The following is a 25,344-nucleotide window of genomic DNA, read 5'->3' on the forward strand; positions in this document are numbered from 1 at the left end:
GTCTCGCCTTCTTCACGGGCTTTTTCGCGGGCGCGGGCGGCTAGCTTCCTTGCGACCCCCGCGTCCCGCCCTTGTGAAGGAGCTGTCCCCCCATGACTTCTCGCCCGACTTCCCGCCGTACGGCCGTCGCCGTCACCGCGGTTCTGGCGTTCTCCGGGCTCGCTTCCGTTCCCGCGTCCGCGCACGGGTCGATGACGGATCCGGTGAGCCGGGTCTCGGCCTGTTACGCGGAGGGGCCGGAGTCCCCGCGGTCGGCGGCGTGCAAGGCGGCGGTGGCGGCGAGCGGGGCGCAGGCGTTCTACGACTGGAACGCGGTGAACATCGCCGACGCAGCCGGGCAGCACCGGCGGTTGATCCCGGACGGCAAGCTGTGCAGCGCGGGCAACGACAAGTACCGGGGTCTCGACCTGGCGCGGGCCGACTGGCCGGCGAGCGGCATGAAGTCCGGTGCGCACACGTTCCGTTACAAGGGGACGGCGCCGCACCGGGGCACGTTCGCGCTGTACGTGACGAAGGACGGATACGACCCGTCGAAGCCGCTGGCGTGGTCGGACCTGGAGGACAAGCCGTTCGCGACGGTGACCGACCCCCGGATGGAGAGCGGTGACTACGTCTTCGAGGGCACGGTGCCGAAGAGGTCCGGTCGGCACCTGATCTACTCGATCTGGCAGCGTTCGGACTCCCCCGAGGCGTTCTACACCTGCTCGGACGTGGTGTTCGGTGGGGACGACGGCGGTTCGGCCCCGGCGCCGAGCGCCTCCGCGCCGAGCGACGAGCAGATCGAGGCGGGCCAGGGCGAGTCCTCGGTCGAGCACGGCGGGCACGGGGACGGCGACCCGGCGACGGGCGCCGGGGAGACGGCGGCTGCCCCGGCCCCGGCGGCCACCACGGCCGCTCCGGTCCCGTCGGCCGCGGCCTCCACGGCCCCCGCTCAGGAGGCCTCCCCCAACGCGCCCGCACCCGCGGCCGGTTCGGGCTCCGGTGTGGAGCTGGCCGAGACCGGGGGCGACGCCGTCACCCCGTACCTCGCGGTGAGCGGCGCCGCCCTGCTCGCGCTCGGCGCGGCCGTGCTGTTCGGGGTCGTCCGCCGGGGGCGGACGGCCCGGTAGATCAAGGCACCTTCAGCCCCTAGCCGATCACGGAGAGGCAGGTGGTCGGGGTCGCGTGGGCCGGGTCGAGGGCGTTGGCCACCTCGTGGAAGGCGACCCGGTCCACCGTGCCGATCGCCACGTGCTCGGACAGGTCGAGCGCGCACTTGTCCTGGATGAGGACGTTGGTGACGTTCGGTCCTGACAGGTACTGGGAGCGGTACGGGGTGACGACCTCGTCGTACTGGGTGGCGATGACGTGGTAGCGGACGCCGGGCACGGTGTCGCCGCCCTCGTTGAGCTTGGTGAGGAAGGCCGAGCCGGCGATCTGGTCGGCGAGGCCGGGGGTGGCGGCGCTGACCAGGTCCTCGGCGCCGGGGAAGTACGGCAGGAGCTTGGTGAGGCCGAGGAGGGTGGTGCCGTGGTTGTCGGGGGCGATCCCGACGAGCGCGTTCACCTTCTCGGCCCCGCCGAGGAACTTGAGGTACCAGCGGGGCATCATGCCGCCCTGCGAGTGTCCGACGAGGTCGGCCTCGGGGGCGCCGGTGGCGGCGAGGACCCGGTCGACGTAGGCGTCGAGCTGCCCCGCGGAGGCGGCGATGGGGCCGAGCCCGTGGAAGAACGGCACGTTCGGCAGCTGGCCGTAGTCGAGGGAGAAGACGCAGTAGCCGCGGTTGACCAGATACGGCGCGAGGCCCAGCCAGTTGTCGACGGAGTTCCCGAAGGTGCCGTGGACGAGGACGACGGGGCGCGGGTGTGCGGCGGAGGGCTTGCAGGAGAAGTCGTTCCAGCCACGGCTTGTGGCGGTGACGGTCTCGACCTGGGCCGAGGCGGCGGTGGTCGGGGCGAGTGTGGCGGCGGCGGCCAGGAGCAGGACGGACAGCGCTCTGACCGCGTGCTTCCAGGGGTTGCGGGGCAGCATCGGGCGATCTCCTTGCGGCTCAAGGGGAAGGTGGGGTGCTGTGCCCTGCGGTCCGGACCACAAGTGGGGGGCGCGCGATGGGGATGCGCTTCAGCCAAGCTACGCACGGGTAGCCTCGACTGGGAAGTTACGCGTCGGTAAAAAGTGATGTGGCGTCAAGAAGTGTCGGAGGTCCGGCCGTCAGCGGTCGTCAGGCCGCCAGCGAGCCCGGCAGGATCGCCCTGGGGCCGAATCTCGCCCGTGCCCGGTCGGCCACCGCCTCGATCCGCCGGGCCTTCTCGTCCGTCGGGTCGAGCGACAGCTGGTGTCCGGCCCCTTCGGCGCCCGTCAGACCTTCGGCACGCAGGGCGATGCCCCGGACGCGGGCCCGCTGGAGGCCGAAGGAGTCGTGGACGGCGTACGCGAGGGTGGTGAGCGCGACCGAGTGCGCGGTGGGTTCGGGCAGGGTGCGGCTCCGGGTGGTCGTGGTCCGGTCGGCGTACCGCACGGTGACGGCGAGCCCGCGGCACACCTGCCCCTCGGTCCGCAGCCGTGCGCCCAGTTCCTCGGTGAGCGAGAGGAGGGCCCTGCGCTGTTCCGTGCGGTCGGTCTCGTCACGCGGGAAGGCGCGTTCGGCGGCCACCGACCGGGAGGCGGCGTGCGGGACGACCGGGGTGCGGTCGACGCCCCGGGCCCGTTCCCACAGGTCGCGGCCGGTCTTCGCGCCGACGAGCCGCTGGAGTACGGCGAGCGGCGCGTCCGCGACGCGGCCGGCGGAGTCGAGCCCGTAGCCGCAGAGGGTGCGGGCGGTGGCGCGGCCGACGCCGTCGAGGGCGGCGACCGGCCGGTCGCGCAGGAAGGCCCTGGGGTCCTCGACGACGAGGGTGACGCCGGGCCGGGCCTCGCGGGCGGCCATCCGGGCCAGCATCGGGTTGGGCCCGGCGCCGATGACGCAGTCGACGCCGTACAGGGCGAGCGCCCTGACCCGGATCACCGAGGCGAGTTCGACCGGGGTCCGGTCGAAGTAACGCAGCGCGCCCCGGACGTCGGCGAGTGCCTCGCCGGGCGGGGCGGCCTCGACGGTCGGCGTGAACTCGCCGAGAAGATCGACCAGTTGAGGGAAAAGGGCTTCCCCCGTCGGTTCGAGCCGGAACCGTACACAGAGGATCATGTCGCCCTCCTCCGGGGCGCGTCAACCAAGGTTGACACGGGAAAGGCGTCAACGTAAGTTGACAGCATGACCGATGCGACCGATCTCGCCGCACGGGCGGGCGACCGCGACCCACGGGTCGGACTACGGGCCGTCTCCGCCCTGCGGCGACTACTGGAACAGCTGGAGGCCGTCCAGGTGCGCAGCGCGCGCAACCAGGGGTGGTCCTGGCAGGAGATCGCGGCCGAACTGGGAGTCAGCCGACAGGCCGTCCACAAGAAGTACGGGAGGCAGTGATGTTCGAACGGTTCACGAAGGCCGCACGCGCCGTGGTGAAGGGCGCGGCCGAACACGCGGAGCGGGGCGGTGCGACGGTCGTCACCCAGGAGCACCTGCTGCTCGCCCTGCTCGACGGGGAGGGCACCCGGGCGACGGAGGCGCTGCGCGCCCTGTGCCCGCCGGACCGCAGGCCGTCCCTGGTGGCCGCCCTGACCGACGCCCGGCGCCGGGCGGGGCTCTCCCGGGCGGACGAGGAGGCCCTGGCGGACCTCGGCATCGACGTCGGCGCGATCGTGGCCCGGGTGGAGGAGACCCATGGCGAGGGCGCGCTGGCCGGTGACCGCAAGGACTCCGGCCGGCGGTCGGGCCGCCGCCCCTTCTCGCGGGAGGCCAAGGGCATCCTGGAGAAGTCCCTCCGGGTGGCACTGGCCCGCAAGGACCGCGAGATCGGCGACGAGCACATCCTCCTGGCGCTCACCACGACCGGCGGGGTCGTCGCGGAGGCCCTGGCCGACCACGGGGTGACGTACGCCTCCGTCGAGGCGGCGGTCGCCGGCGTGCCGGCGCCCTGACCGCGACGGCTGCCTGAGGCGGTCGCCGAAGAGGGGGCTCATCCCGCGCTCCCCGGGCTGCTGTGCCACAACTTCCGTCCGCTCGGGGCCCCTTCGCCCGCCGGCCGGAGGTCGGCCCAGGGGTTCATCTCGTAGCCGGTGGGCATCGTGACGCGCCGGCCGGAGTCGCCGCTTCCGGCGGACGGCGGCGTGGGTTCGGCGAGGCGCTCCCCCACCGCGTCGAGGCCGCCGGAGGCCCGCAGTCCGGCCAGTTCGGCGAGGTTCCAGGCGGCGGCGCCGACCACGCTGACGCTGCGGGGGCCGCGCCGCTGCACCACGCCCCGGACCAGGAGCAGCCAGGAGTGGAAGACGGTGTGGGCGCAGCGCTCGTGGGCGTCGTCGAAGAAGGCGAGGTCGACCAGGCCCGTGCCGTCGTCGAGGGTGGTGAAGATGACCCGCTTGCCGGAGCGGATCGGCGGGGTCTGGGTGGCGGCCTTGGCACCCGCGACGAGGACGGTCCTGCCGTGCGGGGTGTCGCGGAGACGCTGCGCGGAGACGACTCCGAGCTCGTCGAGGAAGGCGCGGTGGTCGCTCATCAGGTGGCGGGAGGCGTCCATGCCGAGGATGCCGAGCTCGGCGCTGAGGCGTTCCGTCTCGTCCAGGTCGGGCAGGCCGACGGGGGCGGTCTTCCCGCCCTGGGCGAGCGGGAGCTGCCCGCCGTGGGAGGCGGCTCCCCGCTGGACGCGCCGGAGTTCGGTGAGGTGGAGGAGGAGGTCACGGCGGTTGGCGCCGAAGGCGTCGAGGGCTCCGACCTGGGCGAGCCGTTCGGCGACGGGGGTGCGGGGGCGGGCCCGTTCCCAGAAGTCGAGGAGGGAGGCGTAGGGCTGTCCGGCCTCGATGCGGGCGCTCTCGGTCTCGCCGATGCCGTGGACGTCGGTGAGGCCCAGCCGGAGCCCCCACCGGGCCCCGGAGGATGAATCAGACACCAGTTCGATGCGGTGAGCGACCGCCGACCGGTTCACGTCGAGCGGCAGCACCGGCACCCCGCGCCGCCGCGCGTCCGCGAGCAGCAGCCGCTTGGGGTACATGCCGGGGTCGTGGGTGAGCAGCCCGGCGTAGAAGGCCGCCGGGTGGTGCGCCTTGAGCCAGGCGGACTGGTACGTCGGGACGGCGAAGGCCACCGCGTGCGCCTTGCAGAAGCCGTACGAGCCGAAGGCCTCCACGATCTCCCAGGTCCGGGCGACGACCTCGTCCGCGTATCCGCGCCCCGAGGCCTGCCGGGTGAACCAGAGCTTGATCCGGCCCTGCAGTTCGGGGTCCGAGAGCGCGCGCCGCACCTGGTCGGCCTCGTCGCGGCGGCAGCCGGTCATGATCCGGACGATCTCGATGATCTGCTCGTGGAAGACGACCACGCCGTACGTCTCCCTCAGCGTCTCCTCCAGGTCGGGGTGCGGGTAGCGGACGGGGGCGCGGCCGTGCCGGGCCTCGATGAAGGGGCGGACCATGTCGGCGGCGACCGGGCCCGGCCGGAAGAGCGAGATGTCGACGACGAGGTCGTGGAAGGTCGCGGGCTGGAGCCGGCCGACCAGGTCGCGCTGGCCCGGCGACTCGATCTGGAAGCAGCCGAGGGTCTCGGTGGAGCGGATGAGCCGGTACGTCTCGGGGTCGCCCTCCGGTACCGCGTCGATGTCCGGACGGGTCCCGGTGGCCCGCTCGACCTCGGCGACGGCGTGCGCCATCGCCGACTGCATCCGCACCCCGAGGACGTCGAGCTTGAGCAGCCCGAGGTCCTCCACGTCCTCCTTGTCGAACTGGGACATGGGGAAGCCCTCGCCGCTGGTGGGGACCACGGGGGTGCGGCCGAGCAGCGAGGCGTCCGAGAGCAGCACTCCGCAGGGGTGCATGGCGATGCCGCGCGGGAGGGCGTCGAGCGCCTCGACCAGCTCCCAGAGCCTGCCGTACTTCTGCTTCTCCCCCGCGAGCGCGCGCAGCTCGGGCAGTTCGTCGAGGGCGGCGAGCGCGTCCCTGGCCCGGATGTGCGGGAAGGCCTTGGCGATCCGGTCGGTCTCGGCCGGGTCCAGGGAGAGGGCCGCGCCCACGTCCCGTACCGCGTGGCGGACCCGGTAGGTCTCGGGCATGGAGACGGTGGCGACGCGGGCGGTGCCGAAGCGGTCGATGATCGCCCGGTAGACCTCCAGGCGGCGGGCGGACTCCACGTCGATGTCGATGTCGGGCAGGACGGTGCGGCGCTTGGAGAGGAAGCGTTCCATCAGCAGGCCGTGCTCGACCGGGTCGGCATGGGCGATGCCGAGCAGGTGGTTGACGAGGGAGCCGGCGCCCGAGCCGCGGGCGGCGACCCGGATGCCCATGCCCCGTACGTCGTCGACGACCTGGGCGACCGTCAGGAAGTAGGCGGCGAAGCCGTGGTGCGCGATGACGTCCAGCTCGCGGTGCATCCGGTCCCAGTAGCCGCGCCGCTTCTCGTACCCCTTCAGGATCATGCCGGCGGCGGCCCGGGAGGCGAGGACGCGCTGGGCGGTGCGGTGCTCGGCGCCGACGAGGTGGGGTTCGGGGAAGTGGGCGGAGCCGATGCCGAGGTCGTCCTCGGGGTCGACCAGGCAGGCGGCGGCGACCGCCGCGGTCTGGTCGAGGAGCCGGTGGGCGGTGTCCCTGCGGAAGCCGGCGGCCTCGACGATCCGCTCGGCGGCGGCCGTCATCCCGTCGGGGCCTTCGGCGCCCTTGAGCCAGGCCTGGCCGCTGTCGAGCTCCCTGCGGGGGTCGATGGGGACAAGGCGGCGGGCGGAGTCCAGGACGTCGGCCACCGGGCCCTGGCCGGAATCGGCGTAGCGGACGGCGTTGCTCAGGACGGGCCGGACGCCGTGTTCGGCGGCGAAGCCGACGGTACGGGCGGCGAGCCGCAGGGAGCCGGGGCCCGTGCCGGTGCGGCCGTGGTCGACGGCCGTCAGGCGCAGCGCGTCGCCGTACCGCTCGCGCCAGGGGGCGAGCAGCCGGGCGGCCCGGTCGGGGCGGCCGGCGGCGAGGGCGCGGCCGACGTCGGAGGCGGGGCCGAGCAGGACGAACACGTCGTCGCCCAGGGCGGACCAGGGCAGCAGGGGCTGCTGCCCGCCTCCGGCGTGGGCGGCGGTGATCATGGCGCAGAGGGAGGCCCAGCCGGTACGGGAGCGGGCGAGGAAGAGGGCGCGGGGCGCGGACTCGTCGACGAAGGCCCCGCCCCGCACCGGCACCCGCCGTACGTCCTGCGCGCGCCCGGGACCGCCGGGCCCGGGCGCCGATCCGGGCGCCTGCGCCTCGTACGCCAGGTCCACGCCGAACAGGGGGCGGATGCCCTCCTTCGCGCAGGCCTTGGCGAAGCGGATGGTGCCGGAGAGGGTGTCGCGGTCGGTCAGGGCGAGCGCGTCCATGCCGCGCTCGGCGGCGCGGGCGGCAAGGCGTCCGGGGTGGGAGGCGCCGTAGCGCAGGGAGTAGCCCGACGCGGTGTGCAGGTGCGTGAAACCCGGCATGGCGCACCTCCCGCACTCCCGCATCGATTCGTACGTATGTTCCCACCCCCTGTTTCTTCACCTTAACCCATTTCGAACGTCCGTACGATAAGCCGGGCGGACCTGCCCTCCGTCAGCCATTCGGACCCATCCCACCTGCGGGAACATCCCCTTCCCCGGAGCGTGGGGGCATGAGTCTCGTCGATGAACTGAAAAGCGCCGTCACCCCCCGAGCAGCCCTGCTCGTCGTCGGCGTCTTCGCCCTCCAGCTCCTGTTCATCGCCTCGTACGTCGGGGCCCTGCACCACCCCAAGCCGCGGGACGTGCCCTTCGGCGTCGTCGCGCCACCCCAGGTCTCGGCCCAGCTCGTCGGGCGGCTGGAGAAGCTCCCCGGCGACCCGCTCGACCCCCGCACGGTCACCGACGAGGCCGCGGCACGGCAGCAGATCCTGAACCGGGACATCGACGGCGCCCTGATCGTCGCCCCGACCGGCCGCACCGACACCCTGCTCGTCGCCTCCGGCGGCGGCACCGTGCTCTCCTCCGCCCTGCAGACGATCTTCACGCAGGTGGAGGGAGCCCAGCAGCGCACCGTGCGGACGGTCGACGTGGCCCCGGCCTCGGCGGAGGACTTCGACGGGCTCTCGGCCTTCTACCTGGTCGTCGGCTGGTGCGTCGGCGGCTACATCTGCGCCGCGATCCTGGCGATCAGCGCGGGCTCCCGGCCCGCGAACCGCGAACGCGCGATCATCCGTCTCGGCGCGCTCGCGGTCTACTCGATCCTCGGCGGCCTCGGCGGCGCGATCATCGTCGGCCCGATCCTGGGCGCCCTGCCCGGCAGCGTCGCCGCCCTGTGGGGGCTCGGCGCCCTGGTCGTCTTCGCCGTCGGCAGCGCCACCCTCGCCCTGCAGTCGGTCTTCGGGATCGTCGGCATCGGCCTGGCGATCCTGCTGATCGTGATCGCGGGCAACCCCAGCGCCGGCGGCGCCTTCCCGCTGCCGATGCTGCCCCCGTTCTGGAACGCGATCGGCCCGGCCCTGCCGCCGGGCGCGGGCACCTGGGCGGCGCGCTCGATCGCGTACTTCAAGGGCAACGACATGACCGGCTCGATGCTGGTCCTCTCCGCCTGGGCGGTCGTCGGCGCGGCGGTCACCCTGGTGATGTCCTCGCTGAAGCGCAAGCCCGAGTCGGAGCCGATCGCGGGGGAGCTGGACGAGGTCCGCGCGTAGGACCCACGCAGATGGCCCCCGCCGAAGCGGGGGCCATCGGTCCGGGGGATCAGGGGATCAGGGGATCAGTAGACGCTGACCCCGTACGCGCTCAGCGCCTCCGTCACGGGCTGGAAGAACGTCGTTCCGCCCGAGGAGCAGTTGCCGCTGCCGCCGGAGGTGAGTCCGATGGCGCGGCTGCCGGAGTAGAGCGGGCCGCCGGAGTCGCCGGGCTCGGCGCACACGTTCGTGCGGATCATGCCGTAGACGATGTCCCCGCCGCCGTAGTTCACGGTGGCGTTGAGGCCGGTCACCGAGCCGCTGTGGGTGCCGGTGGTGGAGCCGCGGCGGGTGACCGACATGCCGACCGTGGCGTTGGCGGCGCTGGTGATGTCGACGCTGCCGACGGTGCCGGACTTGGTGACCGTGCTGTTGGTGTAGCGGACGATCCCGTAGTCGTTGACCGGGAAGCTCGATCCGGCCGTGGAGCCGAGGACCGTCGAGCGGGAGGAGTTGGAGTACCAGGTCCCGGCCCCGTCGGTGCAGTGACCGGCGGTGAGGAAGTAGTACGTCCCCGCGCTGTCACGGACGTTGAAGCCGAGCGAGCAGCGCCAGCCGGCGTCGGCGTAGATCGCGTCGCCGCCGGAGATCAGCTTGGTGAACTTCCCGGGGGTCCGCTCGACGCGGATCGCGCCGGCGTTGGCCCCCGCCTGCTGCCTGATCTTCGCGATCTCGGCCGGGGAGACGGTGGAGTCGGCGGTGACGACGACCTTCCCGCCGGCGGTGTCGACGTGCCAGGCGGTGCCCGCCACGTCGGCGGCGAGCACGGCGTCGCTCGCGGCGGAGAGCTGGGAGGCGCCGAAGGTCTGCGTCGTGCCCGCGCTCGCCGTCGGGACGGCCAGGGCCGCGGCGGCGGCGAGCCCGGCGGTGACGGCGAGCGTCCGGATCGTACGGGTGCGGGTGGTGCGCTGGTTCCTCACTTCTCGTTCCTCCTGAGTGGGGGGAAGGTGCGGATCGGTGCGCGGGGATCAGTAGAGGCTGACCCGGTACTTGGCGAGCGCCTCGGGCACCGGCTGGTAGAAGGTGGTGCCGCCGGTGGAGCAGTTGCCGCTGCCGCCGGAGGTGAGGCCGAGCGCCTTGGTGCCGTCGTAGAGCGCGCCGCCGGAGTCGCCGGGCTCGGCGCAGACGTTGGTCTGGATCATGCCGCGGACGGTGCCGCCGCCGGAGTAGTGCACGGTGGCGTCGAGGCCGGTGACGGTGCCGCTGCGGGTGCCGGTGGTGGAGCCGGAGCGCTTGACGGGCTCCCCCACGTAGGCGTCGGCGGCGGTGAAGCCCCCGGTGTGGGCGAGCGAGGCGTTGTCGTAGCGGACGAGCGCGTAGTCGTTGCCGGGGAAGCTGGACCCGACGGTGGCGCCGATCAGGGTGGACTGCGCCGAGTTGGCGTACCAGGTCTTCACGACGTTGCCGCAGTGGCCGGCGGTGAGGAAGTAGTACGTGCTGCCGCTGCGCACGTTGAAGCCGAGCGAACAGCGGTAGCCGCTGCCGTAGATGGCGTCGCCCGCGCCGAGCAGGGGCTTGAAGACGCCGGGGGTGCGCTGGACGTGGAGGGCTCCGGCGTCGGCACCGGCCGCCGCGCGGATCTTCGCGATCCCCGCGTCGGTGACGGTGGAGTCGGCGGTGACGACGACCCGGCCGGCCGCTCTGTCCACGTACCAGGCGGTGCCGCCGACCCCTGCGGCGTCGACGGCGGCGTCGGCGCGGGCGAGCTGGGCGGCTCCGGCCGGGCCGGGGGCGGGGGCGGCCTGGGCTCCGGGGAGTCCGATGGCCGTCACGGCCGCGATTCCGGCGACGAGGGCGAGCAGACGGGTGCGGGTGTTCCTCACTGTGCTCCTCACAATTCTCCTTCTGGGAAAAGCGGAGGGGCCCGTGGATGGCGGGCCCGCGAAGCGCCGCCAGGTGACGTGTTCCTGACATGCACCGTCAGCGATAGTGGCCCCCTCGGAGCGGACGCACAAGACCGCCGAACGGACGGATGCCCCCGCCGTCCCGGCCGGGGGCACCCGTCATCGGTGTCGCATCGGGTCGAAGCCCTGCTCAGGAGCGGCTCAGCAGCCGCTCCCCCGCCGCCACCGCGGTGTCGAGCGTGTTCCCGGGCGGCGGGAACGGGCAGATGAAGTGGTCGGCGAAGGCGCAGGGCGGCAGCAGCGCACGGTTGAAGTCCACCGTCACCGAACCGTCCTCGGCCGGAGCCGCCGGGCGGAGGAAGCGGAAGCGGTAGCTGTCCCGGCCGCTGGTGGCGTCCGCGAAGACCGCCCACAGGGAGCCGTCGTCCTCGACGGCCACCTGCAGGGTGTGCTCGCCCCCGTGCAGGTCGAAGACCAGCTCCCCGGAGAGCCCGAGACCGCGCTCCCTGCCGTCGGCGTTCTCGACCCGCACGCTGCGGGTCTCCGCGTACGGACGGAACACGCCGGGCACCACCCAGCGCTCGTCGTACGGAGTGGCCTCGATGCCCCGGAAGGCGCGGCGCGCCTCCGACTCCGGGTCGAAGTCCCGTACGGCCCACAGCCCTTCGCGCCGGAGCACCACGAGCCGCCGGCCCGCCGACTCGACGCGGGACTCGTGGATCGGGCCGTGGTCGGCGGTGAGCCCGACCGTGCCGATGAGGGGCTTGCCGTCGACGGTGACCGCGTCCTCCGCGCCCGCCGACAGGAGGACCTCGTCGCCGTCCTCCCGCCACTCGCCGGGAACGCCCGGAAGCCGCCCCTCCGGGAAGTCCGCGAGCCAGTGGGTGCCCGTGAGGGAGAGAGGGCCGTACGAGGAGGAGACCGCGGCCTCGCGCTGCTCGTGCCAGTGCTGCCAGTCCTGCTGGGGATCCGTACTCATGGTGCTCAACCCTTCCATACGGGCTCGGGCAGCCCGAGGTGCGCCCGGAGCGTCGTGCCGGCGTACTCCGTACGGAAGACCCCGCGCTCCTGGAGCAGCGGGACGACCCGGTCGACGAAGTCGTCGAGACCGCCGGGAGTGAGGTGCGGGACGAGGATGAAGCCGTCGGCGGCGTCCGTGGCCACGAACTCCTCCAGGGCCGCCGCCACCGTCGCCGGACTGCCGACGAAGGACTGCCGGCCGGCGGACTCGATGACCGTCTGCCGGATCGACAGGCCCTTCGCCTCGGAGAGCGCCCGCCACTTCCTGGCCACCGCCACCGGGTCGGCGACCCGCACCCGGCCCTGGACGAGCGCAGAGTCGGGGTCGGGATCGACGTCCGGGAGCGGCCCGTCGGGGTCGTAGCCGGACAGGTCACGGCCCCAGATCTGCTCCAGGGCGAGGATCGCGTTCTGCGGGGAGACCTGGAGGCGGCGGATCTCGGCGGCCTCCTCCTGTGCCTCGGCGTCGGTGTCCCCGAGGACGTACGTCACTCCCGGCATGATCTTCAGGTCGCCCGGCTCCCTGCCGTACCGGGCCAGCCGCCCCTTGACGTCGGCGTAGAACTCCCGGCCGGCCTCCAGGGTGGAGTGCCGGGTGAAGATCACGTCGGCGGCCGAGGCGGCGAACTCCCGGCCCTCGGCGGAGTCCCCGGCCTGGATGACGACCGGATGCCCCTGCGGGGAGCGCGGGACGGTGAACTCGCCCTCGATCCCGAACTGCGGCCCGTCGTGGGCGAAGGGCCGCGGGCGGCCGTCCGGGGTCCAGGAGTCCCACAGCTCCCGGGCGGTGGCGAGGAACTCGGCGGCCCTGGTGTACCGGTCGGCCCGGTCGAGGTAGCCGCCGCGCCGGAAGTTCTCGCCGGTGAAGGCGTCCGACGAGGTGACCACGTTCCAGGCGGCCCGGCCCGCGCTGAGGTGGTCGAGCGAGGCGAGCCTGCGGGCCAGTTCGTACGGCTCGTTGAAGGTGGCGTTGACCGTGCCGGCCAGGCCGAGCCGGTCGGTGACGGCGGCGAGCGCGTTGAGGACGGTGATCGACTCGGGCCGGCCGACGACGTCGAGGTCGTGGATCCGCCCGTTGTGCTCGCGCAGCCGCAGCCCCTCGGCCAGGAAGAAGAAGTCGAAGAGACCGCGCTCCGCGGTTCTCGCGAGGTGCTCGAAGGAGGAGAAGTCGATCTGCGACCCGGAGCGTGGATCGGACCAGACGGTGGTGGAATTGACGCCGGGGAAGTGTGCGGCGAGATGGATCCGCTTCCGGGCGGGGGGTGTGCTCACGCGCCTGCTCCCGTCGTGGCGTACTGACCGGCGGGGCGGACGAGCCCCAGGTGGTCGCGGAGGGTGGTGCCCTCGTAGGCCGTACGGAGGAGGCCGCGGTCCCGGAGCCGGGTCACGGTGTCCGCGGCGAACCGCGCCAGGTCCCGTTCGGGCACGGCCGGCACGAGGTGGAAGCCGTCGACCGCGCCGCCGCCGTGCCAGCCGGCGATCAGTTCGGCGAGCGCCCCCGGCCCGCCCTCGTACGTGTCGAGGTCGACGGTCGCCGAGAGCAGCACGCGCAGCTGCCCGGGGTCGCGGCCGTGGGCGCGGGCCGCCCGGTGCAGTTCGGCGCGGAGACCCGCGGCCTCCTCCGCGGAGCCGGCCCGGATCAGGACCACGTCGGCGTGGTGGGCGGCGGTCTCCCTGGCCGCGGGGCGGGTGGCGTCGACGACGGTCACCGGATTGCCCTGCGGGGGGCGGGGGACGATCGAGGGGCCCTTCACGGAGAAGGTCGAGCCCTGGAAGTTCACGTGGTGCAGCTTGCGGCGGTCGACGAACCGGCCGGTCGCCACATCGCGTATCTCGGCGTCGTCCTCCCAGCTGTCCCACAGCTTGCGGGCGACCTCGGCGACCTCGCCCGCCTCCTGCCAGAGCTCGGCGGCGGGCGGGACGGGGCGGCGGCCGAAGAGCCGGGCCTCGGCCCCGGTCGGGGAGACCGCGATCCGCCAGCCGGCCCGGCCCCGGCTCACCCAGTCGAGGGTGGCGACGGCGGCCTGGACGTGGAAGGGCTCGGTGTGGGTGGTGGTCACGGTCGGCACGAGGCCGATGGAGCGGGTCTCGGGGGCGACCCGGGCGAGGACGGCGAGCGCGTCCAGGCCCGGCCGGGCGAAGGAGTCGTCATGGGTGAGGAAGTCGAGCCCGGCGGCCTCGGCGAGCCGGGCGAGCGCGACCGTACGCGCGGCGGAGGTGACAGGGGGGCCTTCGGGTCCGGGGGCGAGTTCGGCGGCGAGGTGGAGTGTTCGGATGCTGGTCATGCGGTCTCTCTCGGAACGGGTGCGGTCTCCCGGCACGGTGCGGGGTGGGTCAGTTCCCGGTGCGCGGCAGGCCCGGCGGGTTGATCTCCGACTTCTTCACGGCCTCGTCGTCGAGGCCCCACCGCTTGAGGACCTGGGCGTAGGTGCCGTTCTCGATGACGTGGTCGAGGGCGGCGGCGTAGGCGGCGACGAGACCGCTGTCCTTCTTCGTGGTGGCCGCGATCTTGCCCTGGAGGCCGGCGCCCGCACCGGAGAACTTCCCGACGATCTCCGTCTGGCCGGCGGAGAGCACGTGGTAGGCGGCGACGGGGTTGGGGCCGAGGTAGCCGTCGATCCGGCCGGACTGGAGCGCCAGGTAGTAGTCCGAGGTGTTCTGGTAGTACGTGATGTCGACCGGCTCGCGGCCGGCCTTCTCGTTCTGCGCGGACCAGTCGACGAGGATCTTCTCCTGGTTGGTGCCGGAGCCGACGGCGATCTTCTTCCCTGCCACGTCCTCGGGGCCCTTCACTGTCCAGCCGGAGCCCTTCTTCGCCTCGAAGGCGAGGTCGTCGAGGCGGTAGGTGGCGAAGTCGTACTTCTCCTTGCGCTCCTCGGTGACGGTGACGTTGGAGAAGACGGCGTCGTACTTGCCGCTGTCGAGGCCGACGAAGAGGTTCTCCCAGGCGACCGGGTTGAACTCGGGCTTCAGGCCGAGGGCGTCGGCGACCAGGGTGGCGAGGTCGACCTCGACGCCGATCAGCGTCTTGTCGTCGGTGGCGCGGAAGGCGAGCGGCGCGTTGCTGGTCGCGGAGACGCCGAGGACGAGCGTGCCTCTCTTGCGGACGGCCTCGGGCAGCAGGCCGGCGAGGGCGTCGACCTTGGGGGTGTGGATGCGGTTCTGCTCGGGGCTCAGGTTGATGCCGCCGCTCCGCTTCCCGTCGGCGGGCGCGATGCTGTCGACGGCGGCGTCACCCGAACCGCAGGCGGTGAGGACCCCGAGGGCGGTGAGCGAGGCGAGGGCGGCGAGGAGGCTACGACGGGTCTTCACGGTGGTGCTCCTGTGGGAGAAGAGAGAGGAGGAAATAGGAGATGGAGAGGAGAGAAGGAAGGGAAAGGCGGCGGGTCAGAGGACCTTGGAGAGGAAGGCGCGGGTGCGTTCGTGGCGCGGGGCGTCGAGCACCTCGGCGGGCGGCCCCTGCTCGACGATCCGGCCCTCGTCCATGAAGACCACGGTGTCGGCGACCTCGCGGGCGAAGCCGATCTCGTGGGTGACGACGATCATGGTGGTGCCGGAGGCGGCCAGGTCCTTAATAACGTCGAGGACCTCGCCGACCAGTTCGGGGTCGAGCGCGGAGGTCGGCTCGTCGAAGAGGAGCAGGCCCGGTTCGAGGGCGAGCGCGCGGGCGATGGCGACCCGCTGCTGCTGCCCGCCGGAGAGCTGCTTGGGGTACGCCTCCGCCTTGTCGGCGAGTCCGACTCGATCGAGGAGCTGCCGGGCCGCGGCCTCGGCGTCCTTGCGGCGGCGCTTCAGGGCCGAGACGGGCGCCTCGACGATGTTCTCCAGGACGGTCAGGTGCGGGAAGAGGTGGAAGTTCTGGAAGACGAAGCCGATCCTGGTCCGCTGCTTGAGGATCTCCCGCTCGCGCAGCTCGTACAGCTTGTTCCCGGAGCGGCGGTAACCGACGAGGGTGCCGTCGACGCTGACGGTGCCACCGTCGACCTTCTCCAGGTGGTTGACGGTCCGCAGCAGGGTGGACTTGCCGGAGCCCGAGGGGCCGAGGACGACGGTGACCTCGCCGGCCCGGACGTCGAGGTCGATGCCGCGCAGGACGTGGAGCGGGCCGAAGTTCTTGTGGACGCCCCGTATCTCGACCTTGGGCTTCGGGTCTGCGGTGACGGAGCTCATCGGACGCTCCCCTTCGCGTAGTGGCGTTCGACGTAGTGCTGGACGACGGAGAGCGCGGTGGTGAGCAGGACGTACCAGGCGGTGGCGACCATCAGGAGCGGGACGACCCGCCCGTTGCGGCCGTAGACGACCTGCACCTGGTAGAAGAGTTCGCCGATCGCCATGACGGAGACGATCGAGGTGCCCTTGAAGAGCGAGATGATCTCGTTGGCGGCGTTGGGCAGGATCGAGCGCATCGCCTGCGGCAGCACGATCCGCCGCACCTGTCGGAGCCTCGGGATGCCGAGCGAGGCCGCGGCCTCCGACTGACCGTGGTCGACGGAGAGCACCCCGCCCCGGACGATCTCCGCCGCGTACGCCGCCTGGTGCAGGGCGAGGCCGAGGACGGCGGCGCTCATCTCGCCGACCAGACCCATGGTGTCGAAGGAGACGAAGCCGGGCCCGAAGGGGATGCCGATGCTCAACTCCTTGTAGAGATAGGCGAGGTTGAACCAGAAGAGGAGCTGGACGATGAGCGGGATCGAGCGGAAGGCCCAGATGTAGCCGAACGCGACGGACCGCAGGAACGGGCTGGCCGACAGGCGCATGAAGGCGAGCACGATGCCGACGGCGAAGCCGAGTGCGGTGCCGTAGAAGGTGAGCTGGAGGGTGACCCAGACGGCCCGGAGGATCGTCTCCGCGGTGAAGAACGCGGCGAAGACGTCCCATTCCCAGCCAGGGTTGGTGACGAGACCGTGGGCGAACTGGACGAGCAGGACGGCGGTGACGACGACGGCCACCCAGCGCCAGGGGTGACGTACGGGGACGACCACGAGGTCGGCGGGTGCGGGCGCCGCGGTGCGCGGGTCCTTCACGGCGCTTTCGACGGCGGGCGGATCGCTGGTTCCGGCGGCGGGCGGATCGCTGGTTTCGGCGGGCGGATCGCTGGTGAGAGCCATGGCGGTTCCTCGGAAAGGGCGGGCGGGAGGAGCGGAGGGGAGCGTGGGCGCGCGAGGGTCAGGCGCTCAGCGGGACCGTGGAGCGACACGCGCGGTCCCGCAGGAAGGTCAGCGCGGCCCGCGCGGTGACGTCGTTCTGCCGGAAGGCGAACCCGCCGGTACGGGGCCGGGTGAAGGCGCCACCGGCCCGTGCCGTGGTGTGCGGGCCGAGGGCGAAGCGGCGCGGGTGCGGGCGCCCGTCGCGCCCCAGGATCCGGCCGTCGACGGGGTCGACGACGAGGAGGCCTTCGGTGGTGGCCCGCGCGCCGTCCTCGTACAGGGCGCGCAGGAGCGGGCTGCCGGTGTGTTCGAGGGTGGGGTCGGGGAGGCGGGCCTCCACCAGGGCGCGGGCCTCGGTCCACTCCCCCGGTACGGCGGGGGACCCGGCCCGGAAGAGTCCGCGTTCCTCGTCGGCTTCGACGGTGACCTGGGGGCCGAGGAAACGGACGACGCCGGCGCGGGAGAGCGCGAGGAGCTGGTGCAGCCGGGGACCGGGCGGCCCGGAGGCGAGGTAGCTGAAGAAGCCGTGCCACCAGCCGTCGGACCCCAGGCGCGTGCCGAGCCGCAGGAGCTGGCCGTAGACGGAGAGCAGCGCGTCGAAGACGGCGGCGTCGGCGCTGTGGGCCGGGTCGTGGCGGCGGGTCAGGTCGTCGTCGATGTGGTCGCGCAGGCCCTGCTGGAGGGCCTCGGCGGAGCTGTAGCGGAGGCCGTCGAGGGGGTGGTCGAGGGCGTCGAGGTCGAGCCGGTCGGCGGGGTCGGGGACGGCTGCGGCGACGAGCGCGGCGAGTTCGGCCCCGCGCGGCGGCGCCTGCGCGTAGGCCTTCTCGAAGTCGCTCCAGGGCAGCGCGGTCCGCTCCGGGTGGGCGGCGAAGAGCCGGTGGTAGTGGGCCCAGCCGAGTTCCTTGTCGACGAGGGGCCACACGTCGCGCCGGAAGTCGAGGGGACCGGTCCGCCTCAGCAGGGCGTCGGTCTGCTCGGGGCCGAGGAAGCGGGGCAGCGGGGGCCGTTCGCCGTCGAGGACGTAGCCGAGCTTCGCGCGGTACGGGACGCCGCGCCGCGATCCGACGTGCAGGACGGGTTCCCTGCCGGAGGGGACGTAGACCAGCGCGTCGCCCTCGCCCTCGTACCGTCCGCCGCGGCCCTCGGTGAGCAGCGCCATCAGGTCGACGAAGGCGAGTCCGAAACCGCGCACGAGGACGGCTTCGCCGGCGGGCAGTGCGGTGAGGTCGGTGTCGGCGGTGAAGTCGGGCGGCAGGTGGACGAGGCCGTGGCGGGCGGCGAATCCGGCCAGGGTCCGCTGTTCCGCGTCGGGTTCGGCGTCGAGGTGTCCGACGGTGAGGACGACGAGGTCGGCGAGGAGGGGTGCGGCGGCGTCCCGCAGCCAGACCCGCTGGCGTCCCTCGCGGGGGCCGCCGACGCGCAGGGCCGAGGTGCGGTGTTCGTGGACGGTGACGGAGCCGGGCAGGGAGGCGCGGGCCCGCTCGTACGCCCAGCGCAGATAGGCGCCCTGCTCGGGACGGGTGGGGAAGGCGCGTCCCTCGATGCCGGACCATTCGGCGAGGGTGGGTCCCGGTCGGACGGGTCCTTCGAGGACCACGGTCTCGTCGGTGAACATCGTGACGTCCTCGGCACGGGAGTTCATCCAGAGCAGCGGGGACTGTCCGGTGCGCCAGATGCGGCCGGGGCCCGCCGGGTGCGGGTCGACGAGGTGGAGGTCGAGGGGGCGGTCGCCGTACAGCTCGGGCAGGTTGGCAGCGAGGCGTTCGAGGACACCGGTCCCCCGCGGCCCGGCGCCCACGATCACGATCGACGGGGTGGCCGGCACGGCGAGCGAGGGAGCGGCCGTCGGATGGCCGCTCATCGCGCACCGGCCGTTCCGCGGGCGTAGTGCCGCTCGACGTAGTGCTGGCCGATGCCGAGGACCGAGGTGACGGCGACGTACCAGAGCGTGGCGACGAGCAGCAGCGGGATGACCTCGTACGTGCGGTGGTAGACGAGCTGCGTCGAGTAGAGCAGGTCCTGGACGGCGATGACGGAGACGATCGAGGTGCCCTTGAGGGTGCCGATCAGCATGTTCCCGGCGGGCGGGACGATCGCCCGCATGGCCTGCGGCAGCACGATCCGGGAGAGCCGGCGCCGGCGGCCGAGACCGAGGGACTCGGCGGCCTCGATCTGGCCCCGGTCGACGGAGAGGATGCCGCCGCGCACGACCTCGGCGGCGTAGGCGGCCTCGTGGAGGGTGAGGCCGAGGACGGCGACGGCGACGGGTCCGAGGAGGTTGACGGTGTTGACGCCGAGGATCTGTGGGTAGAGCGCTCCGATGTTGAACCAGAAGAGCAGCTGGACCAGGATCGGAGTAGACCGGAAGAACCACACGTACCCCCAACTCACCGCCCGCAGGACGGGGTTGGCGGAGAGCCTCAGCACCGCGAGCAGCGTCCCCAGGGCGAAGCCGAGGACCATGACGAGGGCCGTGAGCCACAGGGTGAGGCCGAGGCCGCGCAGGACGGACGCGGAGGTGAAGTAGGCGGCGACCACGTCCCACTGGAAGGCCTCGTTGCGGACGACCGAGACGAGACCGAGGGCGAGCAGGACGAGGACGAGACCGGCGGCGGTCCACTGTCCGGCGCGGCGGGTGGGGACGACGCGCGGAGGCGGTTCGGCCGGCGGGGCCGTGGCGGGGGTGGTGGCGAGGGTCGCGGACATGCGAAGGCTCCGTGGATGCCAGGGGGCGGATCGAACACGGGGGTGCGCCTTCACACGCGCTGAGTAGCGGATCCGGGCCCCTCAGCCCGATCCGCCCTTCGAGGCTATGCGGTCAACACGGGCCGCTGTCAAGGCTGTCCGTACTGTGAGCCGTACGTCTCATCGTGGTTGACGGGGGAACGGATGCCTGTTCCACTGGGGCCATGCATCCGCAGCAGCTGGTCACGCGCTCCCACATCGACTTCGGTCGCGTGTGGTCCTCTTCCTGTTGAGCCGACCCGCTGTTCCGCCCCACCCGCGTGCTGTTCTCCGCGGTGCCTTCACACCCAGGCCCTTCGCCGGCGCCTGAGCTCTCCCCTCCCCTCGCCCTGCCCCTGTGTCCTCCTTCGTCCTGAAGGAAGCCGCGGCCTGCCTTCGTTCCGGAGGATGCCGTCGTCCTTCCTCGGTCCGAGGGAAGCCTCCTCCTGCCTTCGCCCCGAAGGACTTTCATGACCTTCGCGTTGTCCGTGCACCGGACCACGACCACCGACGCCCTGGCCCGCCCGCTCCTCGACGAGCTGGCGCACGAGTACACGACCCGGTACGGCTCCGCCCACGACCTGAACCGCTATCCGGCGGAGGAGTTCGCCCCTCCGCACGGCGCCTTCCTGCTCCTCCTGGAGCAGGGCCGGCCCGTGGCCGGCGGCGCCTACCGCCGCTACGACGACCACACCGCCGAACTCAAGAGGATCTGGACCCACTCGGCACACCGCAGGCGCGGCCTCGCCCGCCGCGTCCTGACCGTGCTCGAACGGGAGGCCGCAGCCTGCGGCTACTCCCGGGTCTTCCTGACGACCGGCCCTCGCCAGCCCGAGGCCAGGGGCCTCTATCTGGCGAGCGGCTACCGCCCGCTGTTCGACGTGACCGCAGAGCCCGAGTCGATCGGCCCGCTGCCGTTCGAGAAATTCCTGGAGAACCCGAAGCCATGAGTACGCGTACGAGTACCGGCACCGCGCGCACCACCCTCGCCTTCGCCCTGATCACCGCCACCGCGCTCACCCTCACCGCCTGCGCGGGCGGCGAGCCCGCGACGGCCCCCGCCGGGGCCTCCGGCGCACCGGGCGCCGCGAAGAACGCCCTCCCGACGGAGGACGTGGTGTCGGCGGTCGCCAGGAACGAGGACGCGGCGAAGCTGCTCCCCGCCGACGTACGGCGGCGGGGCGGCCTCACCCTCGCCTCCTCGGTCGGGACGCCGCCCAGTTCGGCCTATCTGCCGGACGGCAGGACCGTGGTGGGCGTGGACGCCGACTTCGCCGGTGCCGTGGCGAAGGCCCTCGGCCTGGAGCTGAAGCGCGAGGTGGTCGGTTTCGAGGCGATCCTGCCGGCACTGGGCAGCGGCAAGTACGACGTCGGCACCGGGAACTTCGGTGTGACGGAGGAGCGGCGCAAGGCCATCGACTTCGTCACGTACATCAACGACGGCCAGGGCTTCGCGAGCCGGGCCGACAGCCCCCTGAAGGCGGTCACGGACCTCACACAGCTCTGCGGTCTGAAGGTGGCCGTGAACGCGGGCACCACCTTCGAACGGACCCTGGAGCAGAACAAGGGCCGGTGCGCGGAGGCCGGCAAGCAGCCGTACGAGGTGAACGTCTACAGCGAGACGGGGGCGATCTGGATGTCGCTCCAGCAGGGCCGCAGCGATGTCGTGATGAACACGATCAACGGTGTGCGGTACGCGGTGACCCAGCAGCGGAACGTGAAGTTCCTCAACGAGTACCGGCGGCTCGACGTCGGCTTCGCCTTCAAGAAGGGCACCCCGCTCGCGCCCGCCTTCCAGGCGGCGGTGAACGGCCTGAAGGCGGACGGGACGTACGACAGGATCCTGCGGAAGTGGGGGGTGACGGGGTCGGGCATCCCCACGTCGCGGATCTCCCCGCCGGAACTCCCGGCACCGGAGAAGTGAGGGGGTGCCCGGCGGGGGCGTCGGGCCGACGGGACGTCAGCAGCCGTCGCAGGGACAGCAGCAGTCGCAGTTCCCGCAGCCGGAATCGCAGTTGCAGTCGCGGCAGCAGCCCTCGCGCTTCTTGCGGGACCAGGGACCCTCGTACTCCTTGGCGCAGCAGATCTGGCAGGTGCAGAAGAGCCAGGTGAACATGGCGCACCCGGCGAGGAAGCCGCGCGGCTTGGGAGCCTGGGGCGCCCCGCCGCCGAACTGCGGCGGCAGCCCCCCGGGTCCGCTGGGCCCACCGGTGCCACCCGGTCCGCCCGGGCCCATGGGCCCGCCCCCGTAGGGGTTCCCGCCGTACGGGTCGTACGGGCCCGGCGTTCCGCTCGCGTACGGATTGCCCGGGACCGGGCCCTGCCCCGGTCCCGGCGCTCCGTGCGCGCAGGTCGTCGTCCCGAAGGCGCGGTTCACCGAGGTGCGCAGCTCGTGCGCGAGCAGGACGTGGACCAGCTTGTCGTCGGTGAACTCGGCGTCCCGCAGGGCGAGCCGGATGCCGTGGAGCGCGTCGTCGGCGAGCCGGCGAGCCTCCTCCCGGGTGGTGCCGGTGGCGGTGAGCGGGTTCCAGGCGCCGGCCTCCGCGTCGGCGGTCTGGTCCTCGACGGCGTCGAGGAGGTGGGCGAGGCGGCCGAAGAGCCGGCCCGCCTCGGCGAGCGGCTCCGCGTTCTCCGGCCGTCCGGCGAGGACGGCGGTGTGCGCGAAGGCGGCCGCGGTCGCGGTCTCGGTCGGTTCGGTGACGGCGAGCAGGGAGGTGCCGGGCCCCGCGAGGGCCTCGATGCCGGTCTGGCGGTCGACGGCGTCGACGAGGACGGCGGTGTCGAAGCCGAGGGAGCGGCCGGTCCTGGCTCCGGCCCTGTCCCAGGAGCGGGCGACCCGGCGGGCCGCGGCGGCGACGGGCCGCCGGGCCAACAGACCGTCCCGGTCGGCGACGTGGTCGCGCACCTTCGCGGAGGCGAGGACGAGGGAGACGGCGGCGGCGAGCCGGGCGCCGTCACCCCGGGCCACGGGGGCGGTCCGCATCGCGCGCAGCGGGCAGGGTCCCGCGGTGCGCCGTCCGCTTGCCACCGAGCCGGTCTGAGCCTCCGTCAGGACGGAGACGATGAGGCCGTCGTAGTTGGTGACGACCCGGGCGAACTGCCCGTGGTCGGCGCGAAGCGCCAGGCAGAGGCCGCAGAGGTGGGCCATCCACTCGACCTTCAGGCCGTCCGTGAGGCGGTGGGTGCAGGGCCTGACGATTCCGAACAAGAGACTCCCCCGTGGGCTGCGCGCGATGCCGCGGAGCGGCCTCGCGGCATCGTAGCGAGCGGGCGCGTTCACCCGTACGCGCCCACCGTCACCCTTCCGGCCCGACTTTCATATTTTCAGCTACATGGCCCTCCCTCAGGCCCCGCATACCGCAAGTTTCCTGACGAATCGCCAGGAAACGGTGCTCACGTTCTGCACCAGTCCCGTCACGAATCCCCTGCGCGCCGTCTATCCACTTGGCGCGCGATCCGCATCATGAAGGACGATAGGGATTGCGGAACCACAAGTGACCGCGCTGAAAGGAGGCGTCCATGGGATCGGTGCGCAAGGCGAGTGCCTGGCTGGGACTCGTCGAGGACAACGACGAGCGTTACTACGACGACGAGTACGCCGACGGTGCCGAGGGCGGCGACGCCTGGGTGACGGACCCCCGGGTCCGGGTCGCCACGGACACCGCCGAGGACCGGGGACGCCGGATCGCCACCGTCTCCCCCGACGGCTTCCGGGACGCCCGCGGCATCGGCGAGCTCTTCCGGGACGGTGTTCCGGTGATCGTGAACCTGACCGCGATGGAGCCGAACGACGCCAAGCGCGTGGTGGACTTCGCCGCCGGCCTCGCCTTCGGTCTGCGCGGTTCGATCGAGCGCGTGGCGACGCGGGTCTTCCTGCTGACCCCCGCCGACACCCAGATCGTCACCGGCGAGACGGGCCGGCGCCGGCAGGACGGTTTCTTCAACCAGAGCTGAGCGGGTCCGCCGGTCCGGCCGGCCCCCCGAAGGATCGGGTCAGAGCGCCGGACGCCCCGAGCCGGCGGGCTCGATCGCATCACGGGTCGCGGGCACCCGCGGCTCGGACGGCCGGGCGAGCGGGGACGGCTCCGCGACCGCGACCGCCTCGGGGGACCCCGAGGGCCCCGGGCACTCCACCCGCTTCGAAAGTCCCTTCACCGCGGACCCGGCCGCCACCGGTTCCGCCGACTCCTCCGGGCACTCCATCATCCGGGGCAGCCGCCGGGCCATCACCGCGCCGAGGAGCAGCAGCCCCGCGCTCACGAAGAGCGTGACGTGCAGCCCGTTCACGAAGGCGTGCCGGGCGGCCTGGTGCAGCGCGCCGCCCGCCGCGCCGCCGAGCTGGTCGGCCACCTGGTAGGCCTCGCCGAGCGAGTTCGCGGCGGCCCTGCTCGCCTCCGCGGGCACCCCGGGGACCGCGGCGAGCCCGGGGGCGTACGCCGCGTTCATCACACTGCCGAGCAGGGCGATGCCCATGCCGGCGCCGAGCTGGTACGAGGTCTCGCCGATCGCGGCGGCGCCGCCCGCGCTGCGCTGCGGGGCCTCGCTCAGCATCGACTCGTACGCCGAGAAGAGCGTGGTCTGCAGACCGAAGCCGAGCAGCACGAAGCCCACCGTGAGCAGCAGAGGCCGGTCGTGCTGCCCCATGAAGGTCAGCAGCAGCACGGCGGCGGCGGTGAGCACGAAGCCCCAGCCGACCATCCGGCGCGGTCCGATCCTGCGCAGGGTGTACGAGCCGGTGGCGCCGGCGGCCATCGCGGCGAAGGTGAGCGGAAGCAGCCGGAGCCCGGTCTCCAGGGGGCCGAGCCCGAGGACCAGCTGGAGGTACTGGACGGCGATCAGCTCCAGGCCGACCAGGGCCAGCATGCCGATGACGATGCAGCCGACCGAGGTGGTGAAGGCCGCCCGCGAGAAGAGCCCCATGTCGATCAGCGGGTGCGGGCGCCGCCTCTGCCGCCGTACGAAGAGGACGAGGAGCGCGGCTCCGAGCAGCAGCGGCCCCGCGGTCGGCAGGGCGAGGAACGGGTCTCCGGCCCCGGCGCGCTTGACTCCGAGGACGCAGCCGAGCACACCGGCGGCGGCCATGAGCGCGCCGAGGACGTCCCAGGGTCCGTCGGCGGCTCCCCGGGACTCGGGCAGGAGGCGGCGGCCGAGCGGCAGGATCAGCGCCATCAGCGGGATGTTGATGAGGAAGACGGAGCCCCACCAGTAGTGCTCGACGAGAAAGCCGCCGAGGACGGGTCCTGTGGCCGCGCCGACCGCGGCGACCGCGGTCCAGACGCCGATGGCGGTGGCGCGCTCCCGCCGGTCGGGGAAGACCGCCCGGAGGATGGAGAGCGTGGCGGGCATGATCATGGCGCCGCCGACACCGAGCAGCGCGCGGGCCGCGATGAGGACGCCGGGTTCGGTGGCGAGCGCGGCGACCGCGGAGGCGATGCCGAAGAGCGCGTATCCGAGGAGGAGGACCCTCCGCCGTCCGACCCGGTCGCCGAGGGTGCCGAAGAGGATGAGGAGCGAGGCGCAGACCAGGGGGTAGGCGTCGACGATCCAGAGCAGCGCGGTGGAGCTGGGGCGCAGGTCCTCGGTGAGCGAGGGGACCGCGACGTGGAGGATCGTCGCGTCGAGGGCGACGAGGAGGAGACTCACGCAGAGGACGAGGAGGACGACCCAGCGGTTGACTCCGGCGCCGGTGGCGGCGGGCGTTCGCTCTTGGGCCGTGTTCGTCCGCGACATGTGCGTACCTCCCAGTGAAGCTCTCGCGCTCGGCGGCCCCCGACCAGGGCTTATGCCCCTGGGGCGGCCCGGCATCGACGGGCGAGTGAGCCGTCAGCGTACGCGAGTCCGAGCCCCGAGCGCGTGGTGCAGCTCTCACCCC

At 73.0% G+C, this 25,344-nt stretch carries 22 protein-coding genes; 7 read left to right on the forward strand and 15 right to left on the reverse strand.

Translation table 11 applies throughout. The annotated features are described in order from the left end of the window. Positions 1 to 92: 92 nt before the first annotated feature. On the forward strand, positions 93 to 1,109 hold the full coding sequence (locus IO20_RS0119550) for a lytic polysaccharide monooxygenase auxiliary activity family 9 protein (RefSeq protein WP_030551490.1): 1,017 nt from the start codon (positions 93 to 95) through the stop codon (positions 1,107 to 1,109). 19 nt (positions 1,110 to 1,128) lie between these two features. Here the strand turns inward: IO20_RS0119550 and IO20_RS0119555 are convergent, their stop codons facing one another. Continuing rightward, a complete protein-coding gene (locus tag IO20_RS0119555) occupies positions 1,129 to 2,010 on the reverse strand; it encodes an esterase/lipase family protein (protein ID WP_030551488.1) in 882 nt (293 codons plus the stop codon). A gap of 190 nt (positions 2,011 to 2,200) precedes the next feature. Then, positions 2,201 to 3,160, reverse strand: coding sequence for a DNA polymerase Y family protein (locus IO20_RS0119560; RefSeq protein WP_030551486.1), 960 nt, complete (start codon positions 3,158 to 3,160; stop codon positions 2,201 to 2,203). Positions 3,161 to 3,226: 66 nt separating this feature from the next. Here IO20_RS0119560 and IO20_RS0119565 point away from each other — a divergent pair, with 66 nt between their 5' ends. Both IO20_RS0119565 and IO20_RS0119570 read left to right on the forward strand, forming a co-directional pair. Continuing rightward, positions 3,227 to 3,436 carry a helix-turn-helix domain-containing protein gene (locus IO20_RS0119565; RefSeq protein ID WP_026058749.1) on the forward strand — a complete coding sequence of 70 codons (210 nt, stop codon included), beginning with the start codon at positions 3,227 to 3,229 and terminating at the stop codon, positions 3,434 to 3,436. Next, positions 3,436 to 3,990: a Clp protease N-terminal domain-containing protein gene (locus tag IO20_RS0119570; protein ID WP_030551482.1), complete on the forward strand. Its 555-nt coding sequence runs from the start codon at positions 3,436 to 3,438 to the stop codon at positions 3,988 to 3,990. The genes IO20_RS0119565 and IO20_RS0119570 overlap by 1 nt, the downstream gene beginning before the upstream one ends. Before the next feature lie 38 nt (positions 3,991 to 4,028). Here the strand turns inward: IO20_RS0119570 and IO20_RS0119575 are convergent, their stop codons facing one another. Further along, positions 4,029 to 7,490 (reverse strand): DNA polymerase III subunit alpha, encoded by a 3,462-nt coding sequence (locus IO20_RS0119575; RefSeq protein WP_030551480.1) that lies wholly within the window; start codon positions 7,488 to 7,490, stop codon positions 4,029 to 4,031. Positions 7,491 to 7,660: 170 nt separating this feature from the next. On the opposite strand from IO20_RS0119575, the gene IO20_RS0119580 reads away from it, so the two are divergent. Beyond that, positions 7,661 to 8,698 carry an ABC-2 transporter permease gene (locus tag IO20_RS0119580; RefSeq protein ID WP_030551478.1) on the forward strand — a complete coding sequence of 346 codons (1,038 nt, stop codon included), beginning with the start codon at positions 7,661 to 7,663 and terminating at the stop codon, positions 8,696 to 8,698. 65 nt (positions 8,699 to 8,763) lie between these two features. Here IO20_RS0119580 and IO20_RS0119585 read toward each other — a convergent pair whose 3' ends face one another. The 10 genes from IO20_RS0119585 to IO20_RS0119630 all read right to left on the reverse strand — a co-directional run bounded on the left by IO20_RS0119585 (position 8,764) and on the right by IO20_RS0119630 (position 19,454). Beyond that, positions 8,764 to 9,657: a S1 family peptidase gene (locus tag IO20_RS0119585; RefSeq protein WP_030551476.1), complete on the reverse strand. Its 894-nt coding sequence runs from the start codon at positions 9,655 to 9,657 to the stop codon at positions 8,764 to 8,766. Between the two features lie 48 nt (positions 9,658 to 9,705). Further along, positions 9,706 to 10,572 carry a S1 family peptidase gene (locus IO20_RS0119590; RefSeq protein WP_245684981.1) on the reverse strand — a complete coding sequence of 289 codons (867 nt, stop codon included), beginning with the start codon at positions 10,570 to 10,572 and terminating at the stop codon, positions 9,706 to 9,708. A gap of 199 nt (positions 10,573 to 10,771) precedes the next feature. Continuing rightward, positions 10,772 to 11,560, reverse strand: a complete 789-nt coding sequence (locus IO20_RS0119595) for a DUF1684 domain-containing protein (RefSeq protein WP_030551473.1) — start codon at positions 11,558 to 11,560, stop codon at positions 10,772 to 10,774. Positions 11,561 to 11,565: 5 nt separating this feature from the next. Next, positions 11,566 to 12,846, reverse strand: a complete 1,281-nt coding sequence (locus IO20_RS0119600) for an NtaA/DmoA family FMN-dependent monooxygenase (RefSeq protein ID WP_037635847.1) — start codon at positions 12,844 to 12,846, stop codon at positions 11,566 to 11,568. Positions 12,847 to 12,869: 23 nt separating this feature from the next. Then, positions 12,870 to 13,886, reverse strand: a complete 1,017-nt coding sequence (locus IO20_RS0119605) for an LLM class flavin-dependent oxidoreductase (RefSeq protein WP_030551471.1) — start codon at positions 13,884 to 13,886, stop codon at positions 12,870 to 12,872. A gap of 49 nt (positions 13,887 to 13,935) precedes the next feature. Further along, positions 13,936 to 14,913, reverse strand: a complete 978-nt coding sequence (locus IO20_RS0119610; protein WP_030551470.1) for an ABC transporter substrate-binding protein — start codon at positions 14,911 to 14,913, stop codon at positions 13,936 to 13,938. A 75-nt stretch (positions 14,914 to 14,988) separates the two neighbouring features. Next, the gene (locus IO20_RS0119615) at positions 14,989 to 15,771 is read right to left on the reverse strand and encodes an amino acid ABC transporter ATP-binding protein (RefSeq protein ID WP_030551468.1); all 783 of its coding nucleotides are present in this window, start codon (positions 15,769 to 15,771) and stop codon (positions 14,989 to 14,991) included. Then, a complete protein-coding gene (locus IO20_RS0119620; RefSeq protein ID WP_030551465.1) occupies positions 15,768 to 16,709 on the reverse strand; it encodes an amino acid ABC transporter permease in 942 nt (313 codons plus the stop codon). The genes IO20_RS0119615 and IO20_RS0119620 overlap by 4 nt, the downstream gene beginning before the upstream one ends. Positions 16,710 to 16,767: 58 nt before the next feature. Next, complete coding sequence (locus IO20_RS0119625) at positions 16,768 to 18,609, reverse strand: FAD/NAD(P)-binding protein (protein WP_397791136.1); 1,842 nt, start codon at positions 18,607 to 18,609, stop codon at positions 16,768 to 16,770. Then, on the reverse strand, positions 18,606 to 19,454 hold the full coding sequence (locus IO20_RS0119630; protein WP_030551460.1) for an amino acid ABC transporter permease: 849 nt from the start codon (positions 19,452 to 19,454) through the stop codon (positions 18,606 to 18,608). Before IO20_RS0119630 ends, IO20_RS0119625 begins: the two co-directional genes overlap by 4 nt. Before the next feature lie 488 nt (positions 19,455 to 19,942). Between IO20_RS0119630 and IO20_RS0119635 the strand changes: the two genes are divergently transcribed. Both IO20_RS0119635 and IO20_RS0119640 read left to right on the forward strand, forming a co-directional pair. Next, positions 19,943 to 20,422, forward strand: a complete 480-nt coding sequence (locus IO20_RS0119635) for a GNAT family N-acetyltransferase (RefSeq protein WP_030551458.1) — start codon at positions 19,943 to 19,945, stop codon at positions 20,420 to 20,422. Continuing rightward, positions 20,419 to 21,396, forward strand: a complete 978-nt coding sequence (locus tag IO20_RS0119640) for an ABC transporter substrate-binding protein (protein ID WP_030551456.1) — start codon at positions 20,419 to 20,421, stop codon at positions 21,394 to 21,396. Before IO20_RS0119635 ends, IO20_RS0119640 begins: the two co-directional genes overlap by 4 nt. Before the next feature lie 36 nt (positions 21,397 to 21,432). Here IO20_RS0119640 and IO20_RS0119645 read toward each other — a convergent pair whose 3' ends face one another. Next, entirely contained in the window at positions 21,433 to 22,680 is a 1,248-nt protein-coding gene (locus IO20_RS0119645; protein ID WP_030551454.1) for a DUF5685 family protein, read from the reverse strand. Positions 22,681 to 22,991: 311 nt separating this feature from the next. On the opposite strand from IO20_RS0119645, the gene IO20_RS0119650 reads away from it, so the two are divergent. Continuing rightward, entirely contained in the window at positions 22,992 to 23,426 is a 435-nt protein-coding gene (locus IO20_RS0119650) for a cell division protein SepF (RefSeq protein ID WP_030221238.1), read from the forward strand. A gap of 39 nt (positions 23,427 to 23,465) precedes the next feature. Here IO20_RS0119650 and IO20_RS0119655 read toward each other — a convergent pair whose 3' ends face one another. Further along, a complete protein-coding gene (locus tag IO20_RS0119655; protein ID WP_030551452.1) occupies positions 23,466 to 25,202 on the reverse strand; it encodes an MFS transporter in 1,737 nt (578 codons plus the stop codon). Positions 25,203 to 25,344: the final 142 nt, after the last annotated feature.

The organism is Streptomyces exfoliatus (assembly GCF_000725545.1).
Classification (GTDB): Bacteria; Actinomycetota; Actinomycetes; order Streptomycetales; family Streptomycetaceae; genus Streptomyces; species Streptomyces exfoliatus.

Coding starts and splice junctions, on each gene's coding strand:
- IO20_RS0119575 (WP_030551480.1), bottom strand. CDS start 7,490: ATGCCGGGTTTCACGCACCTGCACACCGCGTCGGGCTACTCCCTGCGC.
- IO20_RS0119635 (WP_030551458.1), top strand. CDS start 19,943: ATGACCTTCGCGTTGTCCGTGCACCGGACCACGACCACCGACGCCCTG.
- IO20_RS0119605 (WP_030551471.1), bottom strand. CDS start 13,886: ATGACCAGCATCCGAACACTCCACCTCGCCGCCGAACTCGCCCCCGGA.
- IO20_RS0119550 (WP_030551490.1), top strand. CDS start 93: ATGACTTCTCGCCCGACTTCCCGCCGTACGGCCGTCGCCGTCACCGCG.
- IO20_RS0119565 (WP_026058749.1), top strand. CDS start 3,227: ATGACCGATGCGACCGATCTCGCCGCACGGGCGGGCGACCGCGACCCA.
- IO20_RS0119650 (WP_030221238.1), top strand. CDS start 22,992: ATGGGATCGGTGCGCAAGGCGAGTGCCTGGCTGGGACTCGTCGAGGAC.
- IO20_RS0119655 (WP_030551452.1), bottom strand. CDS start 25,202: ATGTCGCGGACGAACACGGCCCAAGAGCGAACGCCCGCCGCCACCGGC.
- IO20_RS0119555 (WP_030551488.1), bottom strand. CDS start 2,010: ATGCTGCCCCGCAACCCCTGGAAGCACGCGGTCAGAGCGCTGTCCGTC.
- IO20_RS0119595 (WP_030551473.1), bottom strand. CDS start 11,560: ATGAGTACGGATCCCCAGCAGGACTGGCAGCACTGGCACGAGCAGCGC.
- IO20_RS0119570 (WP_030551482.1), top strand. CDS start 3,436: ATGTTCGAACGGTTCACGAAGGCCGCACGCGCCGTGGTGAAGGGCGCG.
- IO20_RS0119625 (WP_397791136.1), bottom strand. CDS start 18,609: ATGAGCGGCCATCCGACGGCCGCTCCCTCGCTCGCCGTGCCGGCCACC.
- IO20_RS0119615 (WP_030551468.1), bottom strand. CDS start 15,771: ATGAGCTCCGTCACCGCAGACCCGAAGCCCAAGGTCGAGATACGGGGC.
- IO20_RS0119630 (WP_030551460.1), bottom strand. CDS start 19,454: ATGTCCGCGACCCTCGCCACCACCCCCGCCACGGCCCCGCCGGCCGAA.
- IO20_RS0119620 (WP_030551465.1), bottom strand. CDS start 16,709: ATGGCTCTCACCAGCGATCCGCCCGCCGAAACCAGCGATCCGCCCGCC.
- IO20_RS0119560 (WP_030551486.1), bottom strand. CDS start 3,160: ATGATCCTCTGTGTACGGTTCCGGCTCGAACCGACGGGGGAAGCCCTT.
- IO20_RS0119580 (WP_030551478.1), top strand. CDS start 7,661: ATGAGTCTCGTCGATGAACTGAAAAGCGCCGTCACCCCCCGAGCAGCC.
- IO20_RS0119640 (WP_030551456.1), top strand. CDS start 20,419: ATGAGTACGCGTACGAGTACCGGCACCGCGCGCACCACCCTCGCCTTC.